This is a genomic window from Pristimantibacillus sp. Z349TD_6, assembly GCF_056173205.1.
The window spans coordinates 4,307,891-4,330,138 of sequence record NZ_CM149662.1; the positions used below are offsets into that span (position 1 = coordinate 4,307,891).

Consider the following 22,248-nt stretch of genomic DNA (forward strand, 5'->3'; position numbering starts at 1 on the left):
ATTTTTGCTTATTGCTTGTTCATTGGATATTCGAGCTCGACATGACCCATTAGCGTTTCAACCTTTTGTCCATCGACAAGCAGATTGATTGATTTTACAGCATCGAATTGAAACAATGTTTTTTGAAGCGTCTGAATGACAAACGTCTCGCCTGGCGCGCCAAGCCGCGCTTCATCAGGCAAATGAATATCCAGTGTAACAAGCCCGTCTGATAGTTGTACGGATTTAACCTCAATCCGTTTCCATAAAGATAATTTATTCTCGTCAGCATCTTTTTGCAGTTCAGCAATTGCTGCTTTGACCAGATCAATATCCGTTTCATAGGTTAGCTTGACTGGATGCTCTACTGTTTCAGTTAGCTCAGCATCGGTTAAATAAATAATAGCATCTAGTTCGTTTAATACGGGAGTTGGCTCAGGAGAAGGCGAAGGTGAAATTGTAGGCGATACCGTGCTGCCTGGTTGATTTCCCTGCTTATCCTGAACTCCGCATCCTGCAAGCGCAGCGGATAATATAATGACAGCAAGCAGCCCGCGTGCTTTGAAAGTTTTCATAACACTGAACACCTGCTTTCTATTTTACATTTAAGTACTCTTTGATGCCTGCAACCAGTTCAGCAGCTATTTTGTTTTGCGCCGCATCATCAAATAACATTTTTGCATCGTTTGCGTTGGATAGGAAGCCTGCTTCGATTAGTACGGCTGGCATCGTCGTTTGTTTGATCACTTTATAAGCTTCTTTCTTGACGCCGCGGTCTTTAAGACCGGTTGCCGCAATTAGATGCTTGTGAATAACACTAGCAAACGCTTTGCTGTTATCACGATAATAGTAGGTTTCAGTTCCTGTTGCGGAGCTTACACCACTATTGGCATGAATAGACATAAATAAATCAGCTTTTATGCTTTCTGCAAACTTGACGCGATCATCTAATGTCGGGTAAGTATCCCCCGTTCTAGTTAAATGAACTTTAATTTTGCTTTCTTTGTCAAGCAACGCCTTCATCTTAAGTGCGATACTAAGCGTAAATTCTTTCTCCGGTTTCTTCAATACACTCGCTGCACCCGGATCTGAGCCGCCATGTCCCGCATCAAGAACAACGTTGTAGACTTTGGATGATGGAGGAGTTACTGGATCTGTAATCGGCGGAGTACCAGGAACGTCTGCAGCAGACATTAAGCTAAACTGAATTTTTCCTGCTTCCTCAGTCATCACATAGCCGGTATTATCGCCAATAAGAATGACTAAGCGAGCGGTAGCCGGCGTGTTCGAAAATAGGGAGTAACGATAACCTTGCAAATAAGTGCTGTCTGTTACATTAACCTCAACTTGTCCATTCAAAAACTGTGAAGATAAGTTTGATGAATAGTTAGTATTCGGAAAATCGAACACAATGCGCTTTGGGTTCTCGAGCAGCATTGGCTTGTTGGCCTTAACTGTGCCTTCATAATTAAGGGTCATGCTGCTTCCGCCAGAGTAATAAATGTCTGTTATCTGGCCTGCTGCTTCCACAGGAAGATTCGGGTCTGGATCAATAGGTTCTGTCGGATCTGTTGGTTCTTTGTTCTGCTCGTACATATGTACTTCTTTCTCAACAGCTTTCCATTCAAAATCCAATCCAAACTGTTCACCAATAAAGCGAAGTGGAACTAAAGTGTAGCCTTTAATGATAGAAACTGACGTGTCCATTTTAACCTTTTTGTCATTGACTACTGCCATATTATCATTCAGCTTTAGCTTTATGACATTATTGGCATGTGTTACTGTCGCTGTTTTGGTCGTGTTATCCCAATCAATCAGGTAGCCTAATCCTTCTGATACCGTCCGCACAGGTACAACGGTTGCATTATTAATGATTTGCGGATTAACATCAGATTTCAATTGCTGACCATTCAAGAAAAGCTTGGGTACGACCTCTGCAGCTTGTCCTACTGCGGAGAACATCGTGAAAAAAATCGACATAAACATTAATACGGATACAAATCTTTTCATTTCCCACCTCGATGACTGAAATTGCCCGCATCGAATGAGTGCATTCGACTTTAACAGACGCAAATATAGACGCAGCTTGTCAGAAAAAGTTGCGTTTAAAGGAAAAAAGAGGACGAATCATCCAGAGTGGCTGATTCGTCCTCTTCATTTCGTTTTAATTACACAAGACGAGCAATATGTTTTTGCTCATAAGCTGTAATTTTGTCTTCATGTTGAAGAGTCAAACCGATATCGTCAAGACCTTGCAGCAAAAATTGACGACGGTGCTCATCAAGATCAAATGCGATCGTTAGACCATACTCATCCGAAAGCTGTTTGTTTTCCAAATCAACAGTAAGCTTGTAGCCGTCATGCTTCGCTGTACGCTTAAATAGCTCTTCCACTTGCTCTTCGCTAAGCTTGATAGGCAAAATACCGTTTTTGAAACAGTTGTTATAGAAAATATCCGCATAAGACGGAGCGATAATAACTTTGTATCCATAATCAAGAATTGCCCAAGGAGCATGCTCACGGGATGAGCCGCAGCCAAAGTTGGCACGGGAAACGAGTACAGATGCGCCCTCGTAACGCGGCTTGTTTGGTTCAAATTCAACGTTCACATCACCATTTTCGTGAAAACGCCATTCGAAGAATAGAAATTGGCCAAAGCCGCTGCGCTCAATACGCTTCAAAAATTGTTTCGGTATAATTGCATCAGTGTCGACATTGACCCGGTCGACCGGGGCTACGATGCCTGTAAGTTGTTTAAACGGTTCCATATCTTATATACCCCTCTCGCGTTCAATTCGTTCTACACTACGGATTTAATTTCCCAATCGCGTACATCTGTGAAATGACCTTTTACTGCTGCTGCAACTGCCATCGCAGGCGATACAAGATGCGTGCGTCCGCCGCGGCCTTGACGTCCCTCGAAGTTACGGTTAGACGTTGATGCACAACGCTCGCCCGGTTTCAATACGTCAGGGTTCATTGCAAGACACATCGAGCAGCCAGCATCACGCCATTCAAAGCCCGCTTCAGTGAAAATTTTGTCTAAACCTTCTTTTTCGGCTTGAATTTTTACTCGGCCTGAACCTGGTACGACGATAGCCGTTACACGATCGCTAACTTTGTAGCCTCTAGCGATTTCAGCTGCTGCACGCAAATCTTCGATACGGCCATTTGTACATGAACCGATGAATACATAATCAATTGGGATTTCGTTCATTGGTGTTCCAGGCTTAAGATCCATATATTCAAGTGCTGCTTCAGCAGCTTTACGCTCATTCTCCGTTGGGAGATCAGCAGGGAAAGGAACTTTAGCTGTGATGTTAGTACCCATGCCTGGGCTAGTTCCCCAAGTCACTTGCGGGATTAGAGCGTCAACGTCGAAGTGAACGACTGTGTCATACTCTGCACCTTCATCCGTAGTAAGCTGTTTCCAAGCTTCAACTGCTTCTTCGTAGTTAGCTGGCGCATATTGACGGCCGCGAAGATAGTTGAATGTTGTTTCATCTGGAGCGATGAGGCCAGCGCGTGCGCCTGCTTCGATTGACATATTACAAACTGTCATCCGCTCTTCCATAGTCAAGCTTGTGATGGCTTCGCCAGTAAACTCAATAACATAACCAGTTGCGAAATCTGTTCCGTACTGAGCAATAACGCCAAGAATCAAATCCTTTGCTGTTACGCCAGGCTTGCGAGTGCCGTTAAAGCGAACCTCAAGCGTTTTTGCTTTCGATTGCTGCAAGCATTGAGTAGCCATAACGTGCTCAACCTCACTTGTACCAATACCGAAAGCCAATGCGCCGAAAGCACCGTGAGTAGATGTGTGGCTGTCTCCACAAACGATTGTTTTACCTGGATGTGTTAGACCCAGCTCAGGACCCATTACGTGAACGACACCTTGGTCAATGCTGTCAAGATCAAACAACGTTACGCCGAAGTCTTTACAGTTTTGTGTAAGCGTGTCAATTTGTTGTTTGGAAATTGGATCTGTAATGTTGAAGCGATCCTTCGTTGGTACGTTGTGATCCATCGTTGCGAAAGTAAGATCAGGACGACGTACTTTGCGGCCTGATAGACGCAAGCCTTCAAACGCTTGCGGAGATGTTACTTCGTGTACAAGCTGCAAATCGATATAAATGACGCTTGGCTTGCCTTCTTCTTGATTAATGACGTGATTATCCCAGATCTTTTCAAACATTGTCTTTTTCGTCATTATGTTCACCCCACCGTTTCATTGAATCTTCTGCTTTTCTTAACTGAAACTACTATAACATTTCTTTCTTCATTGATCCAAGATATAATATCTATAACGTCTATAGGTAATAACTATAATAGTAGATTCCTTACATAATAAACAATTGAGAGGAAAATTTATATGGAATTGAGACAATTAAATTATGTTATTCAAATCGCCTCAGAGAAAAACTTTTCAAGAGCAGCGGAAAAACTTCATATCGCTCAGCCCTCGCTTAGTCAGCAGCTCTCCAAGCTTGAGCAAGAAATCGGCGTACTTCTGTTCCGGCGAACAACAAATTCTGTAGAACTAACGCAAGCTGGACAAGTATTCGTTCATAAATCACAAGCAATTCTTGACGCTGTTGAGCAGTTAAAGCAGGAAATGGACGATATGGCGCAAATGAGGCGCGGACGACTTGTTGTCGGTACATTGCCGCTAACAGGCTCACATATACTGCCGCTTGTTTTGCCAGTATTCGGTGAGCAATATCCGCAGATTGAAGTCGTTCTTGTTGAAGAAACGACTGCAAAGCTTGAGCAGCTTACCGCGAGCGGCGGTACCGATTTAAGTCTGCTCTCGCTGCCGCTCATTGACAACTCTCTCGCATGGGAACCATTCTTGGAGGAAGAAATCTGCTTAGCCGTCCCTCCACAGCACCCTCTTGCACTAAGAGAAGGCTCAATCTCGATTTCTGAACTTGATAAAGAGCCATTTATTGGACTTAAGCGCGGACAAGGCTTTCGGCAAATTACAGTCGAACTGTGTGAGCAATCAGGTTTCACTCCGCAAATTGTATTCGAGAGCAGCAATATGGAAACCATACAATCCTTAGTGGCAGGCGGAATGGGAATAGCCTTTGTCCCGCAAATGCTGACGCGAGTCAAAGGCTCTGATTTTATGCCTGTTTACCTTCCATTGTCGTCCAAGCCTACAAGAACGTTAGTCGTGGCAAGCCGCAAAGGCAGATATTTATCCAAAGCTGCTGAAGCATTTATCCGTACACTCAATATTACAATAAGCAGTTATCGGTAATTAAGCTTCATAAATAGAAGGTCTGCGATCTTCAAAAACAGGAATTTTTGTGCGAACAGCATCAACTAAATCCAAATCGATGTCTGCGTATATAATCGTTTCCTCTTCGCCCGCTTCTGCTATCGTCTCTCCCCAAGGATCAAGCACGAGCGAGTGACCAAAGAAATTAGTGTCACCGCTCGAGCCCATCCGGTTGCACGCGATCACGAACATTTGGTTTTCAATTGCGCGTGCCGTAAGCAAAGTACGCCAATGATGAAGTCTAGGATGCGGCCATTCTGCTGGAACGAATAGCAATTTGGCTCCATCAAGCGCAAGCTTGCGAGCTAGCTCAGGGAAACGGATGTCATAACAAATCATCATACCTGCTTTTGTCCCTTCTATCTCAAGCTTGCCAAGCTTATCTCCCGCAGCCAAATATTTCTCTTCATCCATTAGACGGAATAAATGAATTTTTGAATAATCGGATACAACATGGCCTGAACGATCAAATGCATACATTGTATTCAGCACTTTGTCTTCCTTAAGTTCCGCGATTGAACCTCCAATAATATGAACGCTGTGCTTCTTGCTGAAATCAGATAAAAAAGCACGAGTACGTTCGCCTTCACGATCTGCAATCGTTTTTATTTCAGTTAAAGCGTAACCTGTGTTCCACATTTCCGGAAACATAATGACATCCGGTTTATTCGTTTGACTCACCGCTTCTTCAAGCATGCTCGCCAGCTTCGTGAAGTTAGCTTCTGGATTTCCTGCTTCTATATGCATTTGCAGCAATGCAAGCCGCAATGGTTTACTCATATGCCGTTCCTCCTGTTGATCCTTTTTTCACCTAATGATACCCTGTCATGGTTCTGTGTCAAGATGGGAAACGTAACAACGAGGGATTTACTACTTTACGAACATAAAGGAGAATGTCTGTTATGCTTCCAAAACGAATAGCTGCAATGCTTCTTGCTTGCTGCTCGATCTTCCTGTTTGCCAACTTCGCTTCTGCTCATCAAGCACTTAGCGGCGCTCCTAACCCAGAAACAGGGCTTAAGCCAGTTCAAGTATTCGATGTAGCCGCCGGCAAAGTAACAAAGACAATCCCAAATGACGCCAAATATCAAGAGATGGCTTCTTCATGGGTTGGTTCAATCACTGGTCTTGCTCCACAAATGACAAATGATTCAAGCTGCAGCTATGTGTATCGTGTACCTCTTGAGAAGGCCGTTACCATCAAAGCAAATGACGTTTCCGTTTCATCCGATGATCTTTTTCTCTTTTATTGTAAGGATAAGCCTCCTCTCTTGCTCGTGTTCGATGAGAAGCGCAGACCTTTTTTATTCCTGTTCAAAGCCGATATTAAACCCTTTATTGACAGGGTAGGCATTCCGGCTGCATAACCAGCCGCTTCTCATCTCCCGCTATTCATGCTACATTAAAGCTATTGCCTAAATAGATAGCGATTTTGTCATGTGGAGTGTGAGGTATGGAAACACAAATCGGTCAACACCTTATTCAACCTGCGGAACGGATGAATGTACTTCCGACGCAATTTTTTGCCAAGCTGGTCGCCAAAGCAAATGCTCAAACGGCCAAAGGACGCGATGTCATCAATTTGGGACAAGGCAATCCGGATCAACCGACTCCTCCCCATATTGTTGCGAAGCTACAGGAAGCTGCAGCTAATCCGTTGTACCATAAATATCCACCCTTTAGCGGCTACCCTTTTCTAAAGGAAGCCGTGGCGAAGCGGTACAAAGAGGATTATAACGTAGATATAGATCCCACTACTGAAGTCGCTATCCTCTTCGGAGGAAAAACTGGCCTTGTCGAAATTAGCCAATGCCTGCTTAATCCCGGCGATGTCTGTCTCGTGCCGGACCCTGGTTATCCTGACTATTGGTCTGGAGTGGCGCTTGCAGGTGCCGAGATGTCATTTATGCCGTTAACAGAACAAAACAGCTATTTGCCAGACTATAACGCCATAAGTCCAGAAATAGCCGAGCGCACAAAGCTAATGTTCATGAATTATCCGAACAATCCAACAGGTGCTGTTGCTAATGCGGAATTTTATACACAAACTGTGGAATACGCAAAAAAGCACGGCATCGTTGTTGCAAGTGATTTCGCTTATGGCGCAATTGGCTTCGATGATAATCAACCGATCAGCTTCTTGCAGACGCCAGGCGCCAAAGAAGTAGGCGTTGAGTTTTATACGCTGTCCAAAACCTATAACATGGCTGGCTGGCGTGTTGGCTTTGCGATCGGAAATGCTCAAATCGTCAAGCTAATCAATTTAATCCAAGATCATTATTATTGCAGCCTATTCGGCGGCATTCAGGAAGCAGCAGCACTTGCACTGACGGGACCGCAGCAATGCGTCGCTGAACTTACAGCAATGTACGAAAGCCGTCGCAATGCCCTATTTACTGCCCTTGACCAAATTGGTTGGAAAGCCGCTCGACCAGGAGGATCTTTTTTCTGCTGGCTGCCTGTACCTGAAGGCTATACATCAGAATCTTTTGCGGACCTTCTGCTTTATGAGGCTGATGTTGTTGTCGCTCCAGGCGTAGGGTTTGGTACCCATGGTGAAGGCTTTGTTCGGCTTGGTCTTCTTACAAGTGAAGAACGCCTGCAAGAAGCGGTTGAACGGATTGGAAAACTAAATTTATTTTAGAATATATCCGCCATTTACCTTGCTTTACAGCAGCATGGGATCGTGATATGCTTGTAGGAATTGAACATGAAACGTGATGACGGGACAATTAAGCAAGATGGGTCGCGATCAGAGAGTAAATTCCATGGGCTGCAAGAATTTACCGAAGGCCGCTTGCTGAACCTACCTCCGAGCGGCCGGCTATGAACCGGACAGCGCCTTCTGTTATAGGCTTAAGCTGGATAATTCTATTAAAGGATTATCAACAAAGGTGGTACCGCGGAAGCAAAGACTTTCGTCCTTTATGGACGAAAGTCTTTTTTGTTGTCACCAAACAAGCATAGGATGGGATTAATGATGACAGAACGTATTGTCGTAAAGATTGGCAGCAGCTCGCTTACCTCGGAAGAAGGCGGACTAAACCGCGAGCGTATTCAATATTTCGCATCAGAGCTCGCTTCCTTGCATAAAAAAGGAAATGGCGTGATGCTCGTAACTTCAGGTGCTGTTGCAGCTGGCTTTCGTCAAATCGGTTATGCTGCAAAGCCAAAAATCGTTCATGAAAAACAAGCAGCCGCTGCCGTAGGGCAAGCGCTGCTTATGCAAGCTTATCAGGAAGCCTTCAGCGGTTACGGTATAGTAGCTGCACAAATTTTGCTTACGCGTGCGGATTTCTCCAATCGACGCCGTATTCAAAATGCCCTTATGACAATCGAAGAGCTTCTGCGGCTTGGCATCATTCCGATTATTAACGAAAACGATACAGTGGCAACCGACGAGCTTGTTCCTAAATTCGGAGATAACGACAGCTTATCAGCGCTTGTCGCTGCGATGACGAAAGCTTCACAGCTGATCATCATTACCGATATGGACGGCTTATACACAGAGGACCCTCGTAAAAATCCGCAAGCGGTCAAGATCGAGCGCGTCGATCAAATATCTGAAGATATTATGAAGCTCGCAGGCGGAGCTGGCTCTTCCGTCGGAACAGGCGGCATGCGTTCCAAAATCGAAGCAGCACGCATCGCCATGCGGGGCGGCGTACATGCTTTTATCGGTAAGGTGCAGCAAGAAGGCGATCTGAAGCTAGCTGTGGAAGGCAATGGCCGCGGTACATATTTCGATACGAAGCTGAACAGCCTTCCGATGAAGAAGCAATGGCTTGGCTTTCACTCTATGCCGCTAGGCAAGGTTTTTGTAGATGAAGGCGCTGTTCAAGCCTTGCTGGAAGGCGGCAAAAGCCTCCTCCCTGCCGGCGTTAAAGAAATTCAAGGCGATTTCCATTCCGGAGATGTCGTCGAAGTCATTAATCCGCAAGGCCAAACCATTGGCAGAGGCGTTGTCAATTATGCAGCATGGCAAATTCAAGCTGTGGCCGGCCTCACTACTGAAGAAGTTAAACGTAGAGTCGATGTATCCCGTATCGAATTTATTCATCGAGACGAATGGATTACATTAAAATAATAAGGGGGATTCCGCTATGATCAGTGAAGTGAGAACAAAAGCAACTTTAGCTCAAGATGCAACTGCCATTATGAATCGTTTGTCCACAGAACAAAAAAATACGGCTCTATCTCGTATGGCTGATGCATTAATCGCCGAGACTAACGCAATTATTACTGCGAATGAGCTTGACCTGCAACGAGGTCGCGAGCAAGGCACAAGCGCTTCCATGCTCGATCGCCTTGCTTTAAATAAAGATCGTGTAGCATCCATTGCTGAAGGACTTAGACAAATTGTTGAGCTCCCGGACCCTGTTGGTGAGCTGCTTGAGCATTTCGATCGTCCTAACGGACTAAAAGTAAATAAGATCAGAGTTCCAATCGGCGTAATTGGCATGATCTATGAAGCTCGTCCAAATGTTACAGTCGATGCGGCTGGCTTATGTTTGAAAACTGGCAACTGCGTCGTGCTTCGCGGAGGATCAGCTGCTATCGAGTCAAATCGCAAAATCGTAGAGGTATTAAAAAATGCTCTTTCAAATACGGCAATGCCAGCTGATGCCATTCAGTTAATAGAGGAATCAAATCGTGCCTCGGTTAACGAAATGCTAAAGCTTAATGGCTTGCTTGATGTTGTCATTCCTCGTGGAGGCGCATCGCTTATTCGAAATGTCGTTGAAAATGCCACTGTACCGGTCATCGAAACAGGAGCTGGTATTTGCCATACCTTCATAGATGCCAGCGCTGAATATACGATGGCTGTCGAGATTGCCTTTAACGCTAAAGTACAACGGCCATCGGTTTGCAATTCCATGGAAACATTACTCGTTCACGAAGCTTTTGCAGAGCAGCATTTATCCGCGCTAGCTGATCGTTTTGTTCAAGCAGGCGTTGAGCTCCGTGGCTGCGAAAGAACGGCTTCCCTGCTCACAGGCATCAAACCAGCAACTGATGAGGACTATAGTACAGAATACAATGACTACATTATGAATATCCGCGTCGTTTCAGATCTTGACGCCGCGCTTGCGCATATTCGCCGTTTCAGTACAAAACATTCCGAATGTATTGTGACCGAAAACTCCGAAAACGCTGAGCGATTTATTCAAGATGTTGATGCGGCTGCCGTTTATCATAACGCCTCTACTCGCTTTACCGACGGATTTGAATTCGGGTTCGGAGCTGAAATCGGCATAAGTACACAAAAGCTTCATGCGCGCGGTCCAATGGGATTGCCTGCATTGACGTCTACTAAATATCTTGTTTATGGAACTGGACAAATACGGGGCTAACAAGACAAATTCAGTCCAATATCAATGGAACAACGGAGGAATACTTCATGACACAGCTTACACAAACTGCAATTGCAAGTCAGCAAATTTGCTTCTATGGTGCCGGATCGATGGCGGAAGCCATTGCACGAGGTCTAATTAACAAAAAACTCATTTCACCTAATCAGATTTCAATGCTCAATCGACAAAATAAAGATCGGCTCTCTGAGCTAAATGAGCTGTACGGTATACAAACCATCGTGCAAGGCTCCTCTAATGAAGCTTATTTAAAAGAGGCAGACATTATTTTTCTAGCCATGAAACCTAAGGATGCTGCTGAAGCGATCGCATCCATTAAGCCGTTCATTTCCTCTAAACAGCTTATTATATCGGTCATTGCCGGGTTATCGATCAAAGCAATCGAGCAGCTGCTTGGTGGGCAGGCTTCCGTCGTACGCGCGATGCCGAACACATCCAGCACCATTGGGCTTGGAGCAACTGGAATTAGTTATTCAGATATTGTGACCACTTCGCAAAAAGCTCTTACTGAAGCAATCTTCAGCTCTGTTGGCATAAATGCAATTGTAGACGAATCACTTCAGCAAGCAGTCACAGGCGTATCTGGCAGCGGACCAGCTTATGTCTATTACTTTATGGAGTCGATGATCGATACCGCAATCCAACTAGGCTTTTCAGAGACAGCAGCAAAGGAGCTTGTCGTTCAGACGGTTCTTGGCGCAGCGGAAATGGTTCGTCATACCGGCGAAGAGCCAGCAGAGCTTCGCCGCAAGGTTACATCACCAAATGGGACGACGCAGGCTGCTCTTGAGCTGATGGCCGAAAATCATTTTTCAGAAACAATCAAGAAAGCTATCCACCGCTCAGCAGAACGTGCAGGCGAGCTTGGAGAAGCTATCGAGAGGAGCATTAACGAATGATTGGAGTTTGTGTTGCAACGTATCGTTCTTATGATGATCGTGCGGATTTCAATAAAAAGGCTCTTTCGATTGCTGTTGGCTTAACCGTCGGCAGCTGGACTGAGCTTCCTGAAGCGCAAAAGGCGAATATGGAAAAGCATCTTGGAAAAGTATTGTCCGTTACTGTCCATGAGCCCGAAAATGCTGTTCCCGGTGAGCGCTATGCCGACATTCGAATTGCTTACCCAGACATCAACTTTAGCCGAGACCTCCCTGCTTTGCTAGTAACTGTATTCGGCAAGCTGTCCATGGACGGCAAAATCAAGCTTATGGATCTCGACGTTTCCGAAGATTTTGCATCTGCTTTCCCTGGTCCTAAGTTTGGACTAAACGGTGTTCGCGATTTGCTTGGCGTTCATGATCGTCCGCTGCTAATGAGTATTTTCAAATCAGTTGTCGGATATGATCTAGCCAGTCTTCAAGATCAGTTCTATAAGCAAGCGCTTGGCGGTGTTGACTTAATCAAGGATGATGAAATCCTATTTGAAAACCCACTTACCCCTCTTGAGAAACGTGTGGAAGCTTGTATTGATGCAGCGCGTCGCGCTGAAGCAGAGACCGGACAAAAGCTGCTTTATGCCGTTAACTTGACAGGGCCTACCTCAGCTCTTGCTGCGAATGCTCGAAAAGCGATTGACGCCGGTGCCAACGCGCTTCTATTTAACGTTCTTGCTTATGGCTATGATGTGCTTCATGAGCTTAGCAGTGACAAATCCATTAATATCCCTATAGCAGCTCACCCTGCAATGGCTGGAGCGATGTACCCATCGCCTCATTATGGCATTAGCGCTTCTCTTCTACTTGGGAAGTTAATGCGTCTTGCAGGTGCCGATCTTGTGCTCTTCCCTTCACCTTACGGCTCGGTTGTTATGCCAAAAGAAGAGAATTTAGCGGTTAAGGAAGCTTTGCTTGCACCGCTTCACGGACTGAGAACGAGCTTCCCTGTACCATCGGCGGGCATTCATCCTGGACTGGTGCCTCTAATTCTAAAAGATTTCGGCACCGACGTAGTTGTAAATGCTGGCGGGGGTATTCATGGTCATGCCATGGGAACTGCAGCTGGCGGACAAGCATTCCGTCAAGCGATTACTGCTACACTAAATGGAGTACCTCTTCGAAATGCCGCAGAGCAACCGGGCAATGAAGCGCTGTTGGCAGCGATTGAAGCATGGGGGATCAAAGAATAATGACTGAAATGAATACAACTAAGAAACGCATCGTGTTTTGTGATTTTGATGGAACGATTACCGTTAATGACAACATTATCGCAATTATTAAACATTTTAATCCAGCAGGCTGGGAAAACATTGCAGAGCGCACGATTGCGCAAGAGATATCAATTATGGATGGCGTTGGACAAATGTTCCGCCTCCTTCCTGCTTCTATGCAGAAAGAAGTTATCGATTTCAGTATTTCCAATGTACGCATTCGTGAAGGCTTCGCTGAATTTCTAAACTATTGCAAAGAGCAGCAGATTGATTTTTACGTAACAAGCGGCGGCATTGACTTTTTTGTTTATCCTATTCTTGAAGCTTTCGACATACCAAAAGATCATATTTATTGCAATGGCAGTGATTTCAGCGGTGAGCAAATCGAGATTTTGTGGCCAAATCCGTGTGATGCTCATTGCACCAACAACTGCGGCATGTGTAAAACAACCATTATGCGTCGTTTCCCTGAAGAGCAATACGAGCGCATCATTATTGGCGACAGCGTAACCGACTTTGAAGGTGCTAAGCTGGCTGATATCGTCTATTCCCGCTCCCACCTTACGGTGAAATGCAAGGAGCTCGGACTGCCGCATCACGAATACGAAACATTCCACGATATTATCAACACTATGAATGCTGAAAGGAAGTCAATGAAATGAGTTTTGAGCAAATTGCTTTAGAAGACAAACAGCGCGCTTTATCTGAACTTCGCGACGTTAAGGAGCTGTTCGCTTCACGCGGCTGGTTCCCTGGCACCAGCGGCAATTTATCGATCCGTGTAGGCGACTATAACCCTGATGAATTTCAATTCGCTATTACGGCAAGCGGTAAGGACAAAACGATTCATACACCAGAGGATTATTTGTTTGTTGATCAAGATGGCAAGCCATGCGAAACAACACGCTTAAAACCATCCGCTGAAACACTGATCCATTGTGAAATTTACAAATTAACTGGGGCTGGCGCTATTTTTCACGTGCATACCGTATTTAACAGCGTAATCTCAGAGTATTTCTGGGATCGCAAGTCTGTGCCGGTAGATGGCGTTGAGCTGATCAAAGGGTTTAACATTTGGGACGAGGAAGCACACATTGATATTCCAATCGTTTCCAACTTTGCACATATCCCTTCTATCGTACCGGAAATAACGGAGCGTATCGTGAAAAACATACCTGGCATCGTGCTGCGCAAGCATGGCATTTACGCTTGGGGAGCAAATGCATTTGAGGCAAAACGCCATCTTGAAGCATTTGAATTTATTTTTGAATACGTATATCGTTTGGAATTGCTGCAGCGTGGTAACGCTTAAGCATTTTCCAGCTTGATCGTTACATTGTTTAGAAGGATTTTCTCCCGGTAATCAGCTCTTTATATGTTTCACAGCTCTGATTACCTGGAGATTTTCCAGCTAGATTATAACCCACCTAAAAATATGATTATCAAAATGATTACTCCGCCTTAACGATAGGCAATCCTCGCTCTTCCCTTTCGATCAACTGTTATTGGATAACTGTTCCAGCAGTATACTCCCGTCTTTCCCTCGACGTTTCATTAATCCAAACCATTAACTCATTTTTGCTAATATAAAATTTCTCACCAACTTTTATGTAGGGGAACATAACGCCAGAAAAGGACCCTGCTGTAGTCAGCTGAATTTGCTCTGTATGAATGATTTGTTTAATTTCGTTTTCCGATAAATGCAAATAATTTGCTGCCTCTTCTATCGTTAGCAAAGGTTTTTCCACGCTTATCGTGATATCGGACTCCTCTTTATTTGGCACTTCGTTTTTCTCCAAAAACATACAGCCCACTATAAAAGATACTCCAAGAATAAAGCTTGCTGCTATCATTGATTTGCTGTTTGAAATAACAATCTTCCTCCTTCGTTGTAAGTACATTCACTCTTTTCCATAGTAAAAATAAATCTGCCCCGCCGTCTCTGATATCCGTTCGTTTTTAAAATAAATGCCTGAAGCATCATCTATCCCATAACCCGTTGACAAGTTGGTTTTGGAAAGTGCAGCCAATAAGTTCTTTTCCTCATCCCATTTTGAAAAATGTGCACTAATGACGCAATGATTTATTAATCCAAGACCTTTGAGGAAAAGGTGTTCATTCGCTCTGTTGTCGATGGGCGGAATTACACATACAGTAGGACTGATTAATGCGCCAGCCGAAAAACCTGCAACTGGCACGCCTTCTGTGTATAATGCTTTTATTATTGTGCCGAGCTTTGTTTCCACGATATAATCTCGATAAAGCTCGGTATCACCGCCGCTTATAATCACTCCTGTAGCTGATTGAAGCTGTTCCACTAAATCGGTTGATGGTGATGCATCCAAGGCGAAATACACAAACTGATCAACATCATGCAAACCTATTTGATCGGTATATTTCGTCATGTATTCTTGCCAACCCTCTTGCTCAATAAATAAGATAACAACTTTGCTTAACCCTTTTGATGCCAAGGCACCAAATTTTTTTGCTAAGCTTTCATTGAACGGTGCTCCACCGCCAAACATAAATAAATGTTTATCTGACATAAATATCCTCCTTGTAGTTAATGCTTCAGCGGGAATAAGTCGAATCACTTTTATCGTAACCTAACTATAAACTATTTTTTAAATGATTTACCATATTTATCTGCTTATATTAGTAAACTAGGAACAAAATATTGTCAATAATAATCATGTTAAAATCCCCATATAACATGAAAAACGAAGTCTACTATATTGACTTTAACGTAACGTAAACGTTCATAATGGCAAGAGGAGGTGACAATATTGAAGGTGCATGAAGCAGCAAAACAACTCGGTGTCACGCCGCGTACACTGCGTTTTTATGAAGAAAAAGGTCTAATTCGTCCATATAAAGCAATAGAGAATAAATATCGCGACTATTCCATTGAGGACGTCATTCGGCTCCGCTGGATCATATCGCTAAGAGAATTGGGCTTATCCGTATCTGCAATACAAGATGCTCTAAACGTGATCAATGAGCCGGACGCTTTTATTCGAAGTGTGGATGGCGCTCGTGCATTGCTGTATGAGCAGTGGATCACAGCAACAAAAGCGCTGCAAGCGCTTGATGAAACGATTTCAGCATGGAACAGAAAAGGAGCAGCTGAGCTGACACAAGCAGAGCTGGCCGCTGAAGAAATTAAACAAAATCGGCTATCGCGAGCCTCTTGGAGCGATCAGTGGAATTACGATGAGATAGCGATTCAGCACGGATATAAGGCACCAATCATTACACTTAGCGGTGTTCTTACGGAGGAGCAATATAATATGGCACTGCTGCGAACCGTTGAATGGCTTGATCCGCGGTTTGATGAGCTTGGCCTAGAAATAGGTGCAGGCAGCGGCAATCTCTCCAGCATGCTAGCTGCGGCCGGCACGAAGCTTACCGTTGTCGAGCAATCGACTGAAATGCTCTCGATCATAAGAGAAAGGCTTCCTGCCATTGATGCAAAACAAGGCAATTTGCTCGCACTGTCTCTCGCGCCATCCCGTTATTCTTTTATAGGCTGCAGCTTTGCTATGCATCACTTGAATCGTTCACAACAGCTTCTGGCACTAGAAGAAATGGACCGCGTTTTAATCAATGGGGGACGGCTTGTGATTACGGGGTTAATGGATGAGGACGTGGTTGATGATGATAAAGTTCTTTCTGAAGAGATAGAAACAAAGCTTGTCATACCGCCTAACTGGCATCTTTCCTCTGTATCCGAACATGTGAACTGGTTCAACAAACGTGGTTATTCCACTGTCATCAACCGGCTTACCCCATATGTTGGATTACTCTACGCGATCAAACCTTAGCTATGTATAATAATGTGACCCTTTTACATAAAAAAAGAGCTAAGCCGCATGGCTTAGCCTCTTCCTCCACGAAATTTTTGCGCATGTGCACGAGCCTCGTCTGCATTCGTTACTCGATTGCGGCTCCACTCGATAAGTATCCGATCAATATAACGCAAGCTAAGCTTGCCCGCAAAGACGGCTTCTTTTAGAGCAAAACGAATAATTTCGTCTGTATATCGATCATGATCAAGCCAGCCTGAAATTGTCTCGCATTCTATTGGAGATAATAAGCGTCCAAACTCTTGCTCGAATACACTGAATAAGTCCGATGATGGCGCCGCTTGCTGCTTGACTGGCTGACGCTCTGCCTTCCGCGATTCACGCTTCTGCTCCGCAGTTAACGCAGCCGCCTTAAGCAGCCAGCCTGTCCAGTTATAACGCTCTGACTGCATCCCCGTAGAACTGTCAACGTACTCGTCAATCGTAAGAAAATCTTCTTTCATCAGCCGGCCAAGGGATTGTCCAACTTCTCTAACACTCAGGCCCATCCGCTCAGCCAATTGTTCTGGCGTCGGGAAATCATTCATGTCCGCTTCCATATAGACCATGATTTGCAAAAGCAGCATCGCTTCTGTATCCGACAGCTCCAGCTGGCGGTAAGTTCGCAGCAGCATCGCCGATACATATACGCCGCCTTCCTGCAGCGCAGCAGCCATACCATGCGAGTAAGCTTTCCATATCTCGTTGTTCACTGCCAGCTGCCTCCTATACGACTACGCCTGTGCTGACGTATCCTTTTGCTTAACTAAGTTGTACGTGTCTCTTGCGATGAGGAGCTCCTCATTCGTAGGAACAACTAAAACTTTAATGCGTGAGCTGTCCGTCGTAATCTCACGAATATCTTTGCGACGCTCTGAATTGCGCTCTTCATCTAGCTCAATACCCAAGAATGAAATGCCTTCGCATATCGCTTTGCGTAGAGCAACAGAATTTTCACCAACTCCAGCAGTGAACACAATCGTATCTACACCGTTCATCGCCGCGGCATATGCGCCAATATATTTTCTAACTCGGTAAGCATACATGTCAAAAGCAAGCTTTGCGTTTTTGTCGCCTTCAAGCATCGCCTCTGTTACCTCGCGCATATCGCTGCTAATACCGGAAATCGCCAGCATACCGCTATGTTTGTTCAGCATAGAATTAACTTCATTTAAAGTCAATTCCTCTTTATTCATAACAAATGGCACGATCGCTGGATCAATATCTCCGCTTCGGGTACCCATCATAAGACCTTCAAGCGGGGTCATTCCCATACTTGTATCAAAGGACTTGCCGTTCAAAATGGCTGTACAGCTTGCACCGTTTCCGATGTGACAAGTAATCATTTTGATTGATTCCAATGGTTTTTGCAAATACTCTGCTGCATGAGCGCTCACATAGGAATGAGACGTTCCATGAAAACCATATCTGCGAACCTTGTGACGACGGTATAGCACAGTAGGAATTGGATATAAATACGATGTATTCGGCATGCTTTGATGGAATGCCGTATCGAATACTACCGCTTGAGGTACATCAGGCAAATTTGTTTCTACTGCCAAAATACCCATCATATGCGCTGGGTTATGAAGCGGCGCCAAATCAAACAATCGACGAATCTCGAGCTTAACCTCTTGTGTTACAAGCACTGAACTGCTAAATGCCTCGCCGCCATGAACGATACGATGGCCTACAGCTTCGATTTCGTTCAGATTAGCGATCGCTCCGAACTCCGGGTTGGTAAGCATATTGATAACCTGCTTAACAGCAGCAACATGATCCAATATTTCACTAACTTTACGAACCTCGGGCTTATCAACTGGTTCATGAGTAACAATCGAAGAATCCATTCCGATACGTTCCACGCGTCCGCTTGCCAGAACTGATTCGTCACGCATGTTGTAAAGCTGATATTTTAAAGAGGAACTTCCTGCATTAATTACGAGTACTTTCATTTAAATCCGATCCCCATCCGTATCATATTTGAAGAAGCCGATTCCTGATTTGGCTCCGAGATGTCCAGCGCGCACCATTTTTTTCAGCACGATCGAAGGACGGTATTTCAGCTCGCCATACTCGCGGAACATTCTCTCAAGGGCTGCCAACACGGAATCAAGACCAAAACGATCACACATCTCAAAAGGTCCATGCTGGAAGGAATAGCCGATACGCATTGCGCTGTCAATATCCTCAGCCGAAGCGACCCCTTCCTCGAGTACATGCAAGGCTTCGTTAATAAATAAGCAAATGAGTCGTGTAGTTACGAAACCAGGAGATTCAAATACCATAACTCCTTTTTTATGAATAACCTCTTCCACAAAATGTTTCGTACGTAGAAATGTTTCCTCTGATGTCTTAAGGCCACGAACAATTTCCACCAGATCAATTTTGAATACTGGATAAATAAAATGCATGCCAATTACGCGGCTCGGCTGCTTCGTAAAGCTGGCTAGCTCAGTTAAGCTTAGAGTAGATGTATTGCTCGCTAAAATAACATTTGGACCGCAAATTTGATCAATTTGTTCAAATACAGCTTTTTTCAATTCCAAATCTTCAGTTATCGTTTCAATAACAAGCTCACAATCCGCTAACTTCTCGTAGCTTGTTGTCGCCTCTATTCTATTCATAATCAGCTTCTTCTCGGAATTCGTGAGCGCCCACTTCTCGATTTGTTTATCCAAGCTTACTTCAATCATTTGTTTACCATAATCTAGGCGATCGTCCGAACGCTCGATAATGATAACATCCAATCCTTTGGAGGCTAGCATTTCCGCGATCCCTTGACCCATCGTGCCTACTCCTACAACTCCAACTGTTTTGATATGCAATGTATTAGCTCCTTTAGTGTGGGGAGAATTCTTCTTAAAACATAATAGAAGTTTCCTCTGCAAAGATAGTTCAATCTTATTATAACGAATTTCATCAAAAAAAGAAGGCGGACGACAACTCCGCCTTCAAATTGTAATATTGTAAACGCTTCATGCTGCTGTATTGGAAGAAAAGAACTTTCTAAACTCATCTCCGCTCAATGTTTCCTCACGCAGAAGCGTCTCAAGAGACTTGATAAACACTTCTCTATTCGACTCAAGCAGACCTTTTGTTTGCAGCATCAGCTCATCCAAAATGGTTCGATTGATGCTTGCCCATCCATCTTTTGTCATCATCGAAGAATCAATAATGCCAAGATCAGTCAATCCCGATTCCACTAACGTTTTGACGATATTCATCGATTGTTCGAAGTCACCTCTTGATCCAGTGCTCCGATCACCATAAAACATTTCCTCAGCAGCGGCTCCGCCTAATGCAATCATAATTTGACCGTTAAGGAACTGTTTTGTGTACAAATATTGATCCTGCTGCGGATTGTGACGAACATAACCTAACGCTTGACCGCGCGGAGACAAAGCAACCTGTGACACGCTGCCTGGACGCATTAGTTCTGCCATAATTGCATGTCCGAGCTCATGAAGCGCAATCCGTTCACGCTCTTCTTTTGATGCCTCACGATCCGTTTTTTCACCCATCATAACCTTATCAATAGCCATCGATAAATGCTGTTCAGCGATGGTTTCACTGCTCTCACGCATCGCATAAATCGCCGCTTCATTCATGACGCTCTCTAGCTGCGCACCTGAGAAACCAAAGGATTCACTTGCAATGCGTTCTAAGTTCACGCCTGATCGGATAGGTTTATTTTTTGCATGGATGTTCAAAATATGCAATCTGCCCTTTTTATCAGGAAGTTCAACACCGATGTGCCTGTCAAAACGGCCTGGACGGAGCAAAGCGCTATCGAGCATTTCCTTACGGTTAGTAGCCGCAATTAACAAAATACGCGGTGATTCATTTGCATAAATACCGTCCATCTCTGTCAATAGCTGATTCAAGGTTTGATCATACTCGCGCTGCTGACCGCCATCTCGTTTACCGCCAATAACTTCAATCTCATCAATAAAAATAACAGCACTGCTTTTTTTCGCTTTATTCGCTTTTGTACGCGCCTCTTTGAACAGGTCGCGAATACGTCCTGCACCTACACCGACATACATTTCAACAAACTCACTGCCGGATGCAGCCAAATAAATCGAATCTGTATATTGAGCAGCTGCCTTAGCAAGCAGCGTCTTTCCTGTTCCTGGGGGGCCTGACAGCAGGATGCCTTTTAACGGGCGAATACCAAGCTTAGCAATTTGTTCTTGATGAACGAGAAAATCAAGCGCCTCTACAAGCTCCTGCTTGGCACGCTCCTGACCTCCAATTTCCTCAAAGGTGAGTGGTGTCATTTTCTCTTCAGAACGCCGCTTCTGGCTAGACAACGCGGTCAGCTTGCCTCTACCACGTGCTGCATAAACTACGGCAAAGCCTAACACGCCCAGCAATACGATGGGAACAACATTTTGTCCAATATATATAAAAAAAGCAATAAGTACAGGAAGTACGCCTATCGCAATTTCTTTACCATATTTCATCATATTACCATGCCTCCAATTGGTTAGGCGTGCGTGGCAGGACGATATATTTCACCGCTTCACTATTTTTAATCGTAATATACACATTCGTATCATCCATTTCAGTTGTCACGGTGACATCTTTCATGGATTTTGCAGCTTCTTTCATCGCATCTGGAATATGAGAGTAGGTTTTGCGCTCCATCGCCTCTGCAACTTCAAACATCGAAGCATACCACAGATCTTCAAGCTGCTTATTCGATTTTTCTTCTATATTAAGCTCAAGCTTACGGTTGCCAACTACATCTTTTCCGTTAGCTGCAATACTTTCATAGATGTCCCGGAGATTCGCATCCGGCGTTAATTCAAGAGAAATAGCTACTTTATTGCGATCCATAACAGGCTTTTCTGAAGAAACAATACCTTGAATGCCTTTTGTTACTTTCTCTAATGGAGCTGCTACAGCCACTTGATTATATACAGCCCAGCCTCCGAATAAAACGGAAGCGGAAATAGCAGCAGTAATCACGATTGGAATCACACGTGGTCTCATCATTATGAAAATCCCTCCTGCAATATATTTATGAACACTCCGTATATCAACTCCGCTATACGAAAGTATATCATGAAATTATGCAAGAATCGTCCATCAATAAAAGGAAACGGAGCCTTACGGCCCCGTTTTTGCTGGTAATGTATAAGAATCAATGAATGCACCGTCATCAAAGCGGTAAAAATCATATCGGTAATGATCAGGCTTTTCACCGTCATTATAATAGATTTCCCACACCGTTTTGTCATCAAGCAGACCTGGCTGAATTCTCTTTATTTCTGCCAATGGCCTCTTGTTGATGAAATCATCTTTGAGTGACTTCTCAGAAATGCCTTCCGACGCTTTCATGATAACTGGTTGCTGCTCCTCTGTCAGCCATACATATACATGTTCATCCTGTTGATTAATGCCTTCAACGACCCAACTGTTTTTTTGCCATATATGATGATGTACCTTTTCTATCTCCGTAAGATCAGCTGCTTTAATCGCTTGTTCCTTCGCCGCACTAATTGCTGTCCACTCAGGCGACTGAACTTCACGGAAATAGATAAAGGAAACGGTTAAAAGCAGCAAGAGGAATGCTGTAATTAACAACAACCATCGCTTAAGTGTCATAAA

The 22,248-nt window shown here is 44.3% G+C and carries 23 protein-coding genes; 10 read left to right on the forward strand and 13 right to left on the reverse strand.

Features of this window, described 5'->3' with window-relative positions:
- Window positions 1-8 precede the first annotated feature (8 nt).
- From AC0VYE_RS18775 to leuC, 4 genes are all read right to left on the reverse strand, one after another.
- On the reverse strand, window positions 9-554 hold the full coding sequence (locus AC0VYE_RS18775) for a GerMN domain-containing protein (RefSeq protein ID WP_076265728.1): 546 nt from the start codon (window positions 552-554) through the stop codon (window positions 9-11).
- A gap of 19 nt (window positions 555-573) precedes the next feature.
- A complete protein-coding gene (locus AC0VYE_RS18780) occupies window positions 574-1,989 on the reverse strand; it encodes an N-acetylmuramoyl-L-alanine amidase (protein WP_076265727.1) in 1,416 nt (471 codons plus the stop codon).
- 158 nt (window positions 1,990-2,147) lie between these two features.
- The gene (leuD, locus tag AC0VYE_RS18785; RefSeq protein WP_076265726.1) at window positions 2,148-2,747 is read right to left on the reverse strand and encodes a 3-isopropylmalate dehydratase small subunit; all 600 of its coding nucleotides are present in this window, start codon (window positions 2,745-2,747) and stop codon (window positions 2,148-2,150) included.
- Between the two features lie 32 nt (window positions 2,748-2,779).
- Window positions 2,780-4,189 (reverse strand): 3-isopropylmalate dehydratase large subunit, encoded by a 1,410-nt coding sequence (gene leuC / locus AC0VYE_RS18790; RefSeq protein ID WP_076265725.1) that lies wholly within the window; start codon window positions 4,187-4,189, stop codon window positions 2,780-2,782.
- Between the two features lie 162 nt (window positions 4,190-4,351).
- Here leuC and AC0VYE_RS18795 point away from each other — a divergent pair, with 162 nt between their 5' ends.
- The gene (locus AC0VYE_RS18795; protein ID WP_475442539.1) at window positions 4,352-5,245 is read left to right on the forward strand and encodes a LysR family transcriptional regulator; all 894 of its coding nucleotides are present in this window, start codon (window positions 4,352-4,354) and stop codon (window positions 5,243-5,245) included.
- Here AC0VYE_RS18795 and AC0VYE_RS18800 read toward each other — a convergent pair whose 3' ends face one another.
- Complete coding sequence (locus tag AC0VYE_RS18800) at window positions 5,246-6,046, reverse strand: carbon-nitrogen family hydrolase (protein ID WP_475442540.1); 801 nt, start codon at window positions 6,044-6,046, stop codon at window positions 5,246-5,248.
- A 122-nt stretch (window positions 6,047-6,168) separates the two neighbouring features.
- Here AC0VYE_RS18800 and AC0VYE_RS18805 point away from each other — a divergent pair, with 122 nt between their 5' ends.
- From AC0VYE_RS18805 to mtnB, 8 genes are all read left to right on the forward strand, one after another.
- Window positions 6,169-6,633 carry a hypothetical protein gene (locus AC0VYE_RS18805; RefSeq protein ID WP_076265722.1) on the forward strand — a complete coding sequence of 155 codons (465 nt, stop codon included), beginning with the start codon at window positions 6,169-6,171 and terminating at the stop codon, window positions 6,631-6,633.
- Window positions 6,634-6,719: 86 nt separating this feature from the next.
- Complete coding sequence (locus AC0VYE_RS18810) at window positions 6,720-7,910, forward strand: aminotransferase class I/II-fold pyridoxal phosphate-dependent enzyme (RefSeq protein ID WP_475442541.1); 1,191 nt, start codon at window positions 6,720-6,722, stop codon at window positions 7,908-7,910.
- A gap of 336 nt (window positions 7,911-8,246) precedes the next feature.
- The gene (proB, locus tag AC0VYE_RS18815) at window positions 8,247-9,353 is read left to right on the forward strand and encodes a glutamate 5-kinase (protein ID WP_218639580.1); all 1,107 of its coding nucleotides are present in this window, start codon (window positions 8,247-8,249) and stop codon (window positions 9,351-9,353) included.
- 16 nt (window positions 9,354-9,369) lie between these two features.
- Entirely contained in the window at window positions 9,370-10,620 is a 1,251-nt protein-coding gene (locus AC0VYE_RS18820; RefSeq protein WP_076265719.1) for a glutamate-5-semialdehyde dehydrogenase, read from the forward strand.
- Between the two features lie 47 nt (window positions 10,621-10,667).
- Window positions 10,668-11,537: a pyrroline-5-carboxylate reductase gene (proC, locus tag AC0VYE_RS18825; protein WP_076265718.1), complete on the forward strand. Its 870-nt coding sequence runs from the start codon at window positions 10,668-10,670 to the stop codon at window positions 11,535-11,537.
- Entirely contained in the window at window positions 11,534-12,763 is a 1,230-nt protein-coding gene (locus AC0VYE_RS18830) for a 2,3-diketo-5-methylthiopentyl-1-phosphate enolase (protein WP_475442542.1), read from the forward strand. Before proC ends, AC0VYE_RS18830 begins: the two co-directional genes overlap by 4 nt.
- 8 nt (window positions 12,764-12,771) lie before the next feature.
- Window positions 12,772-13,446 (forward strand): 2-hydroxy-3-keto-5-methylthiopentenyl-1-phosphate phosphatase, encoded by a 675-nt coding sequence (locus AC0VYE_RS18835; protein ID WP_475449642.1) that lies wholly within the window; start codon window positions 12,772-12,774, stop codon window positions 13,444-13,446.
- Complete coding sequence (gene mtnB / locus AC0VYE_RS18840; RefSeq protein WP_475442543.1) at window positions 13,443-14,096, forward strand: methylthioribulose 1-phosphate dehydratase; 654 nt, start codon at window positions 13,443-13,445, stop codon at window positions 14,094-14,096. The genes AC0VYE_RS18835 and mtnB overlap by 4 nt, the downstream gene beginning before the upstream one ends.
- Window positions 14,097-14,286: 190 nt before the next feature.
- On the opposite strand, the gene AC0VYE_RS18845 is transcribed toward mtnB, so the two are convergent.
- Window positions 14,287-14,568 (reverse strand): helix-turn-helix domain-containing protein, encoded by a 282-nt coding sequence (locus tag AC0VYE_RS18845; RefSeq protein WP_475442544.1) that lies wholly within the window; start codon window positions 14,566-14,568, stop codon window positions 14,287-14,289.
- Between the two features lie 117 nt (window positions 14,569-14,685).
- Entirely contained in the window at window positions 14,686-15,330 is a 645-nt protein-coding gene (locus AC0VYE_RS18850; RefSeq protein ID WP_475442545.1) for a Type 1 glutamine amidotransferase-like domain-containing protein, read from the reverse strand.
- Between the two features lie 246 nt (window positions 15,331-15,576).
- On the opposite strand from AC0VYE_RS18850, the gene AC0VYE_RS18855 reads away from it, so the two are divergent.
- Window positions 15,577-16,608 carry a MerR family transcriptional regulator gene (locus AC0VYE_RS18855; RefSeq protein ID WP_475449644.1) on the forward strand — a complete coding sequence of 344 codons (1,032 nt, stop codon included), beginning with the start codon at window positions 15,577-15,579 and terminating at the stop codon, window positions 16,606-16,608.
- Window positions 16,609-16,661: 53 nt separating this feature from the next.
- Here the strand turns inward: AC0VYE_RS18855 and AC0VYE_RS18860 are convergent, their stop codons facing one another.
- The 6 genes from AC0VYE_RS18860 to AC0VYE_RS18885 form a co-directional block, all read right to left on the reverse strand.
- The gene (locus AC0VYE_RS18860) at window positions 16,662-17,342 is read right to left on the reverse strand and encodes a DnaD domain protein (RefSeq protein WP_076265712.1); all 681 of its coding nucleotides are present in this window, start codon (window positions 17,340-17,342) and stop codon (window positions 16,662-16,664) included.
- A gap of 21 nt (window positions 17,343-17,363) precedes the next feature.
- Window positions 17,364-18,584: an acetate kinase gene (locus tag AC0VYE_RS18865; RefSeq protein WP_339202846.1), complete on the reverse strand. Its 1,221-nt coding sequence runs from the start codon at window positions 18,582-18,584 to the stop codon at window positions 17,364-17,366.
- Window positions 18,585-19,520 carry a 3-hydroxyacyl-CoA dehydrogenase family protein gene (locus tag AC0VYE_RS18870; RefSeq protein WP_076265710.1) on the reverse strand — a complete coding sequence of 312 codons (936 nt, stop codon included), beginning with the start codon at window positions 19,518-19,520 and terminating at the stop codon, window positions 18,585-18,587.
- An 87-nt stretch (window positions 19,521-19,607) separates the two neighbouring features.
- Window positions 19,608-21,101 carry an AAA family ATPase gene (locus AC0VYE_RS18875; protein WP_475442546.1) on the reverse strand — a complete coding sequence of 498 codons (1,494 nt, stop codon included), beginning with the start codon at window positions 21,099-21,101 and terminating at the stop codon, window positions 19,608-19,610.
- Between the two features lies 1 nt (window position 21,102).
- Entirely contained in the window at window positions 21,103-21,633 is a 531-nt protein-coding gene (locus AC0VYE_RS18880) for a hypothetical protein (protein ID WP_083681485.1), read from the reverse strand.
- 114 nt (window positions 21,634-21,747) lie between these two features.
- Window positions 21,748-22,245, reverse strand: coding sequence for a cell wall elongation regulator TseB-like domain-containing protein (locus tag AC0VYE_RS18885; protein ID WP_475442547.1), 498 nt, complete (start codon window positions 22,243-22,245; stop codon window positions 21,748-21,750).
- Window positions 22,246-22,248 lie beyond the last annotated feature (3 nt).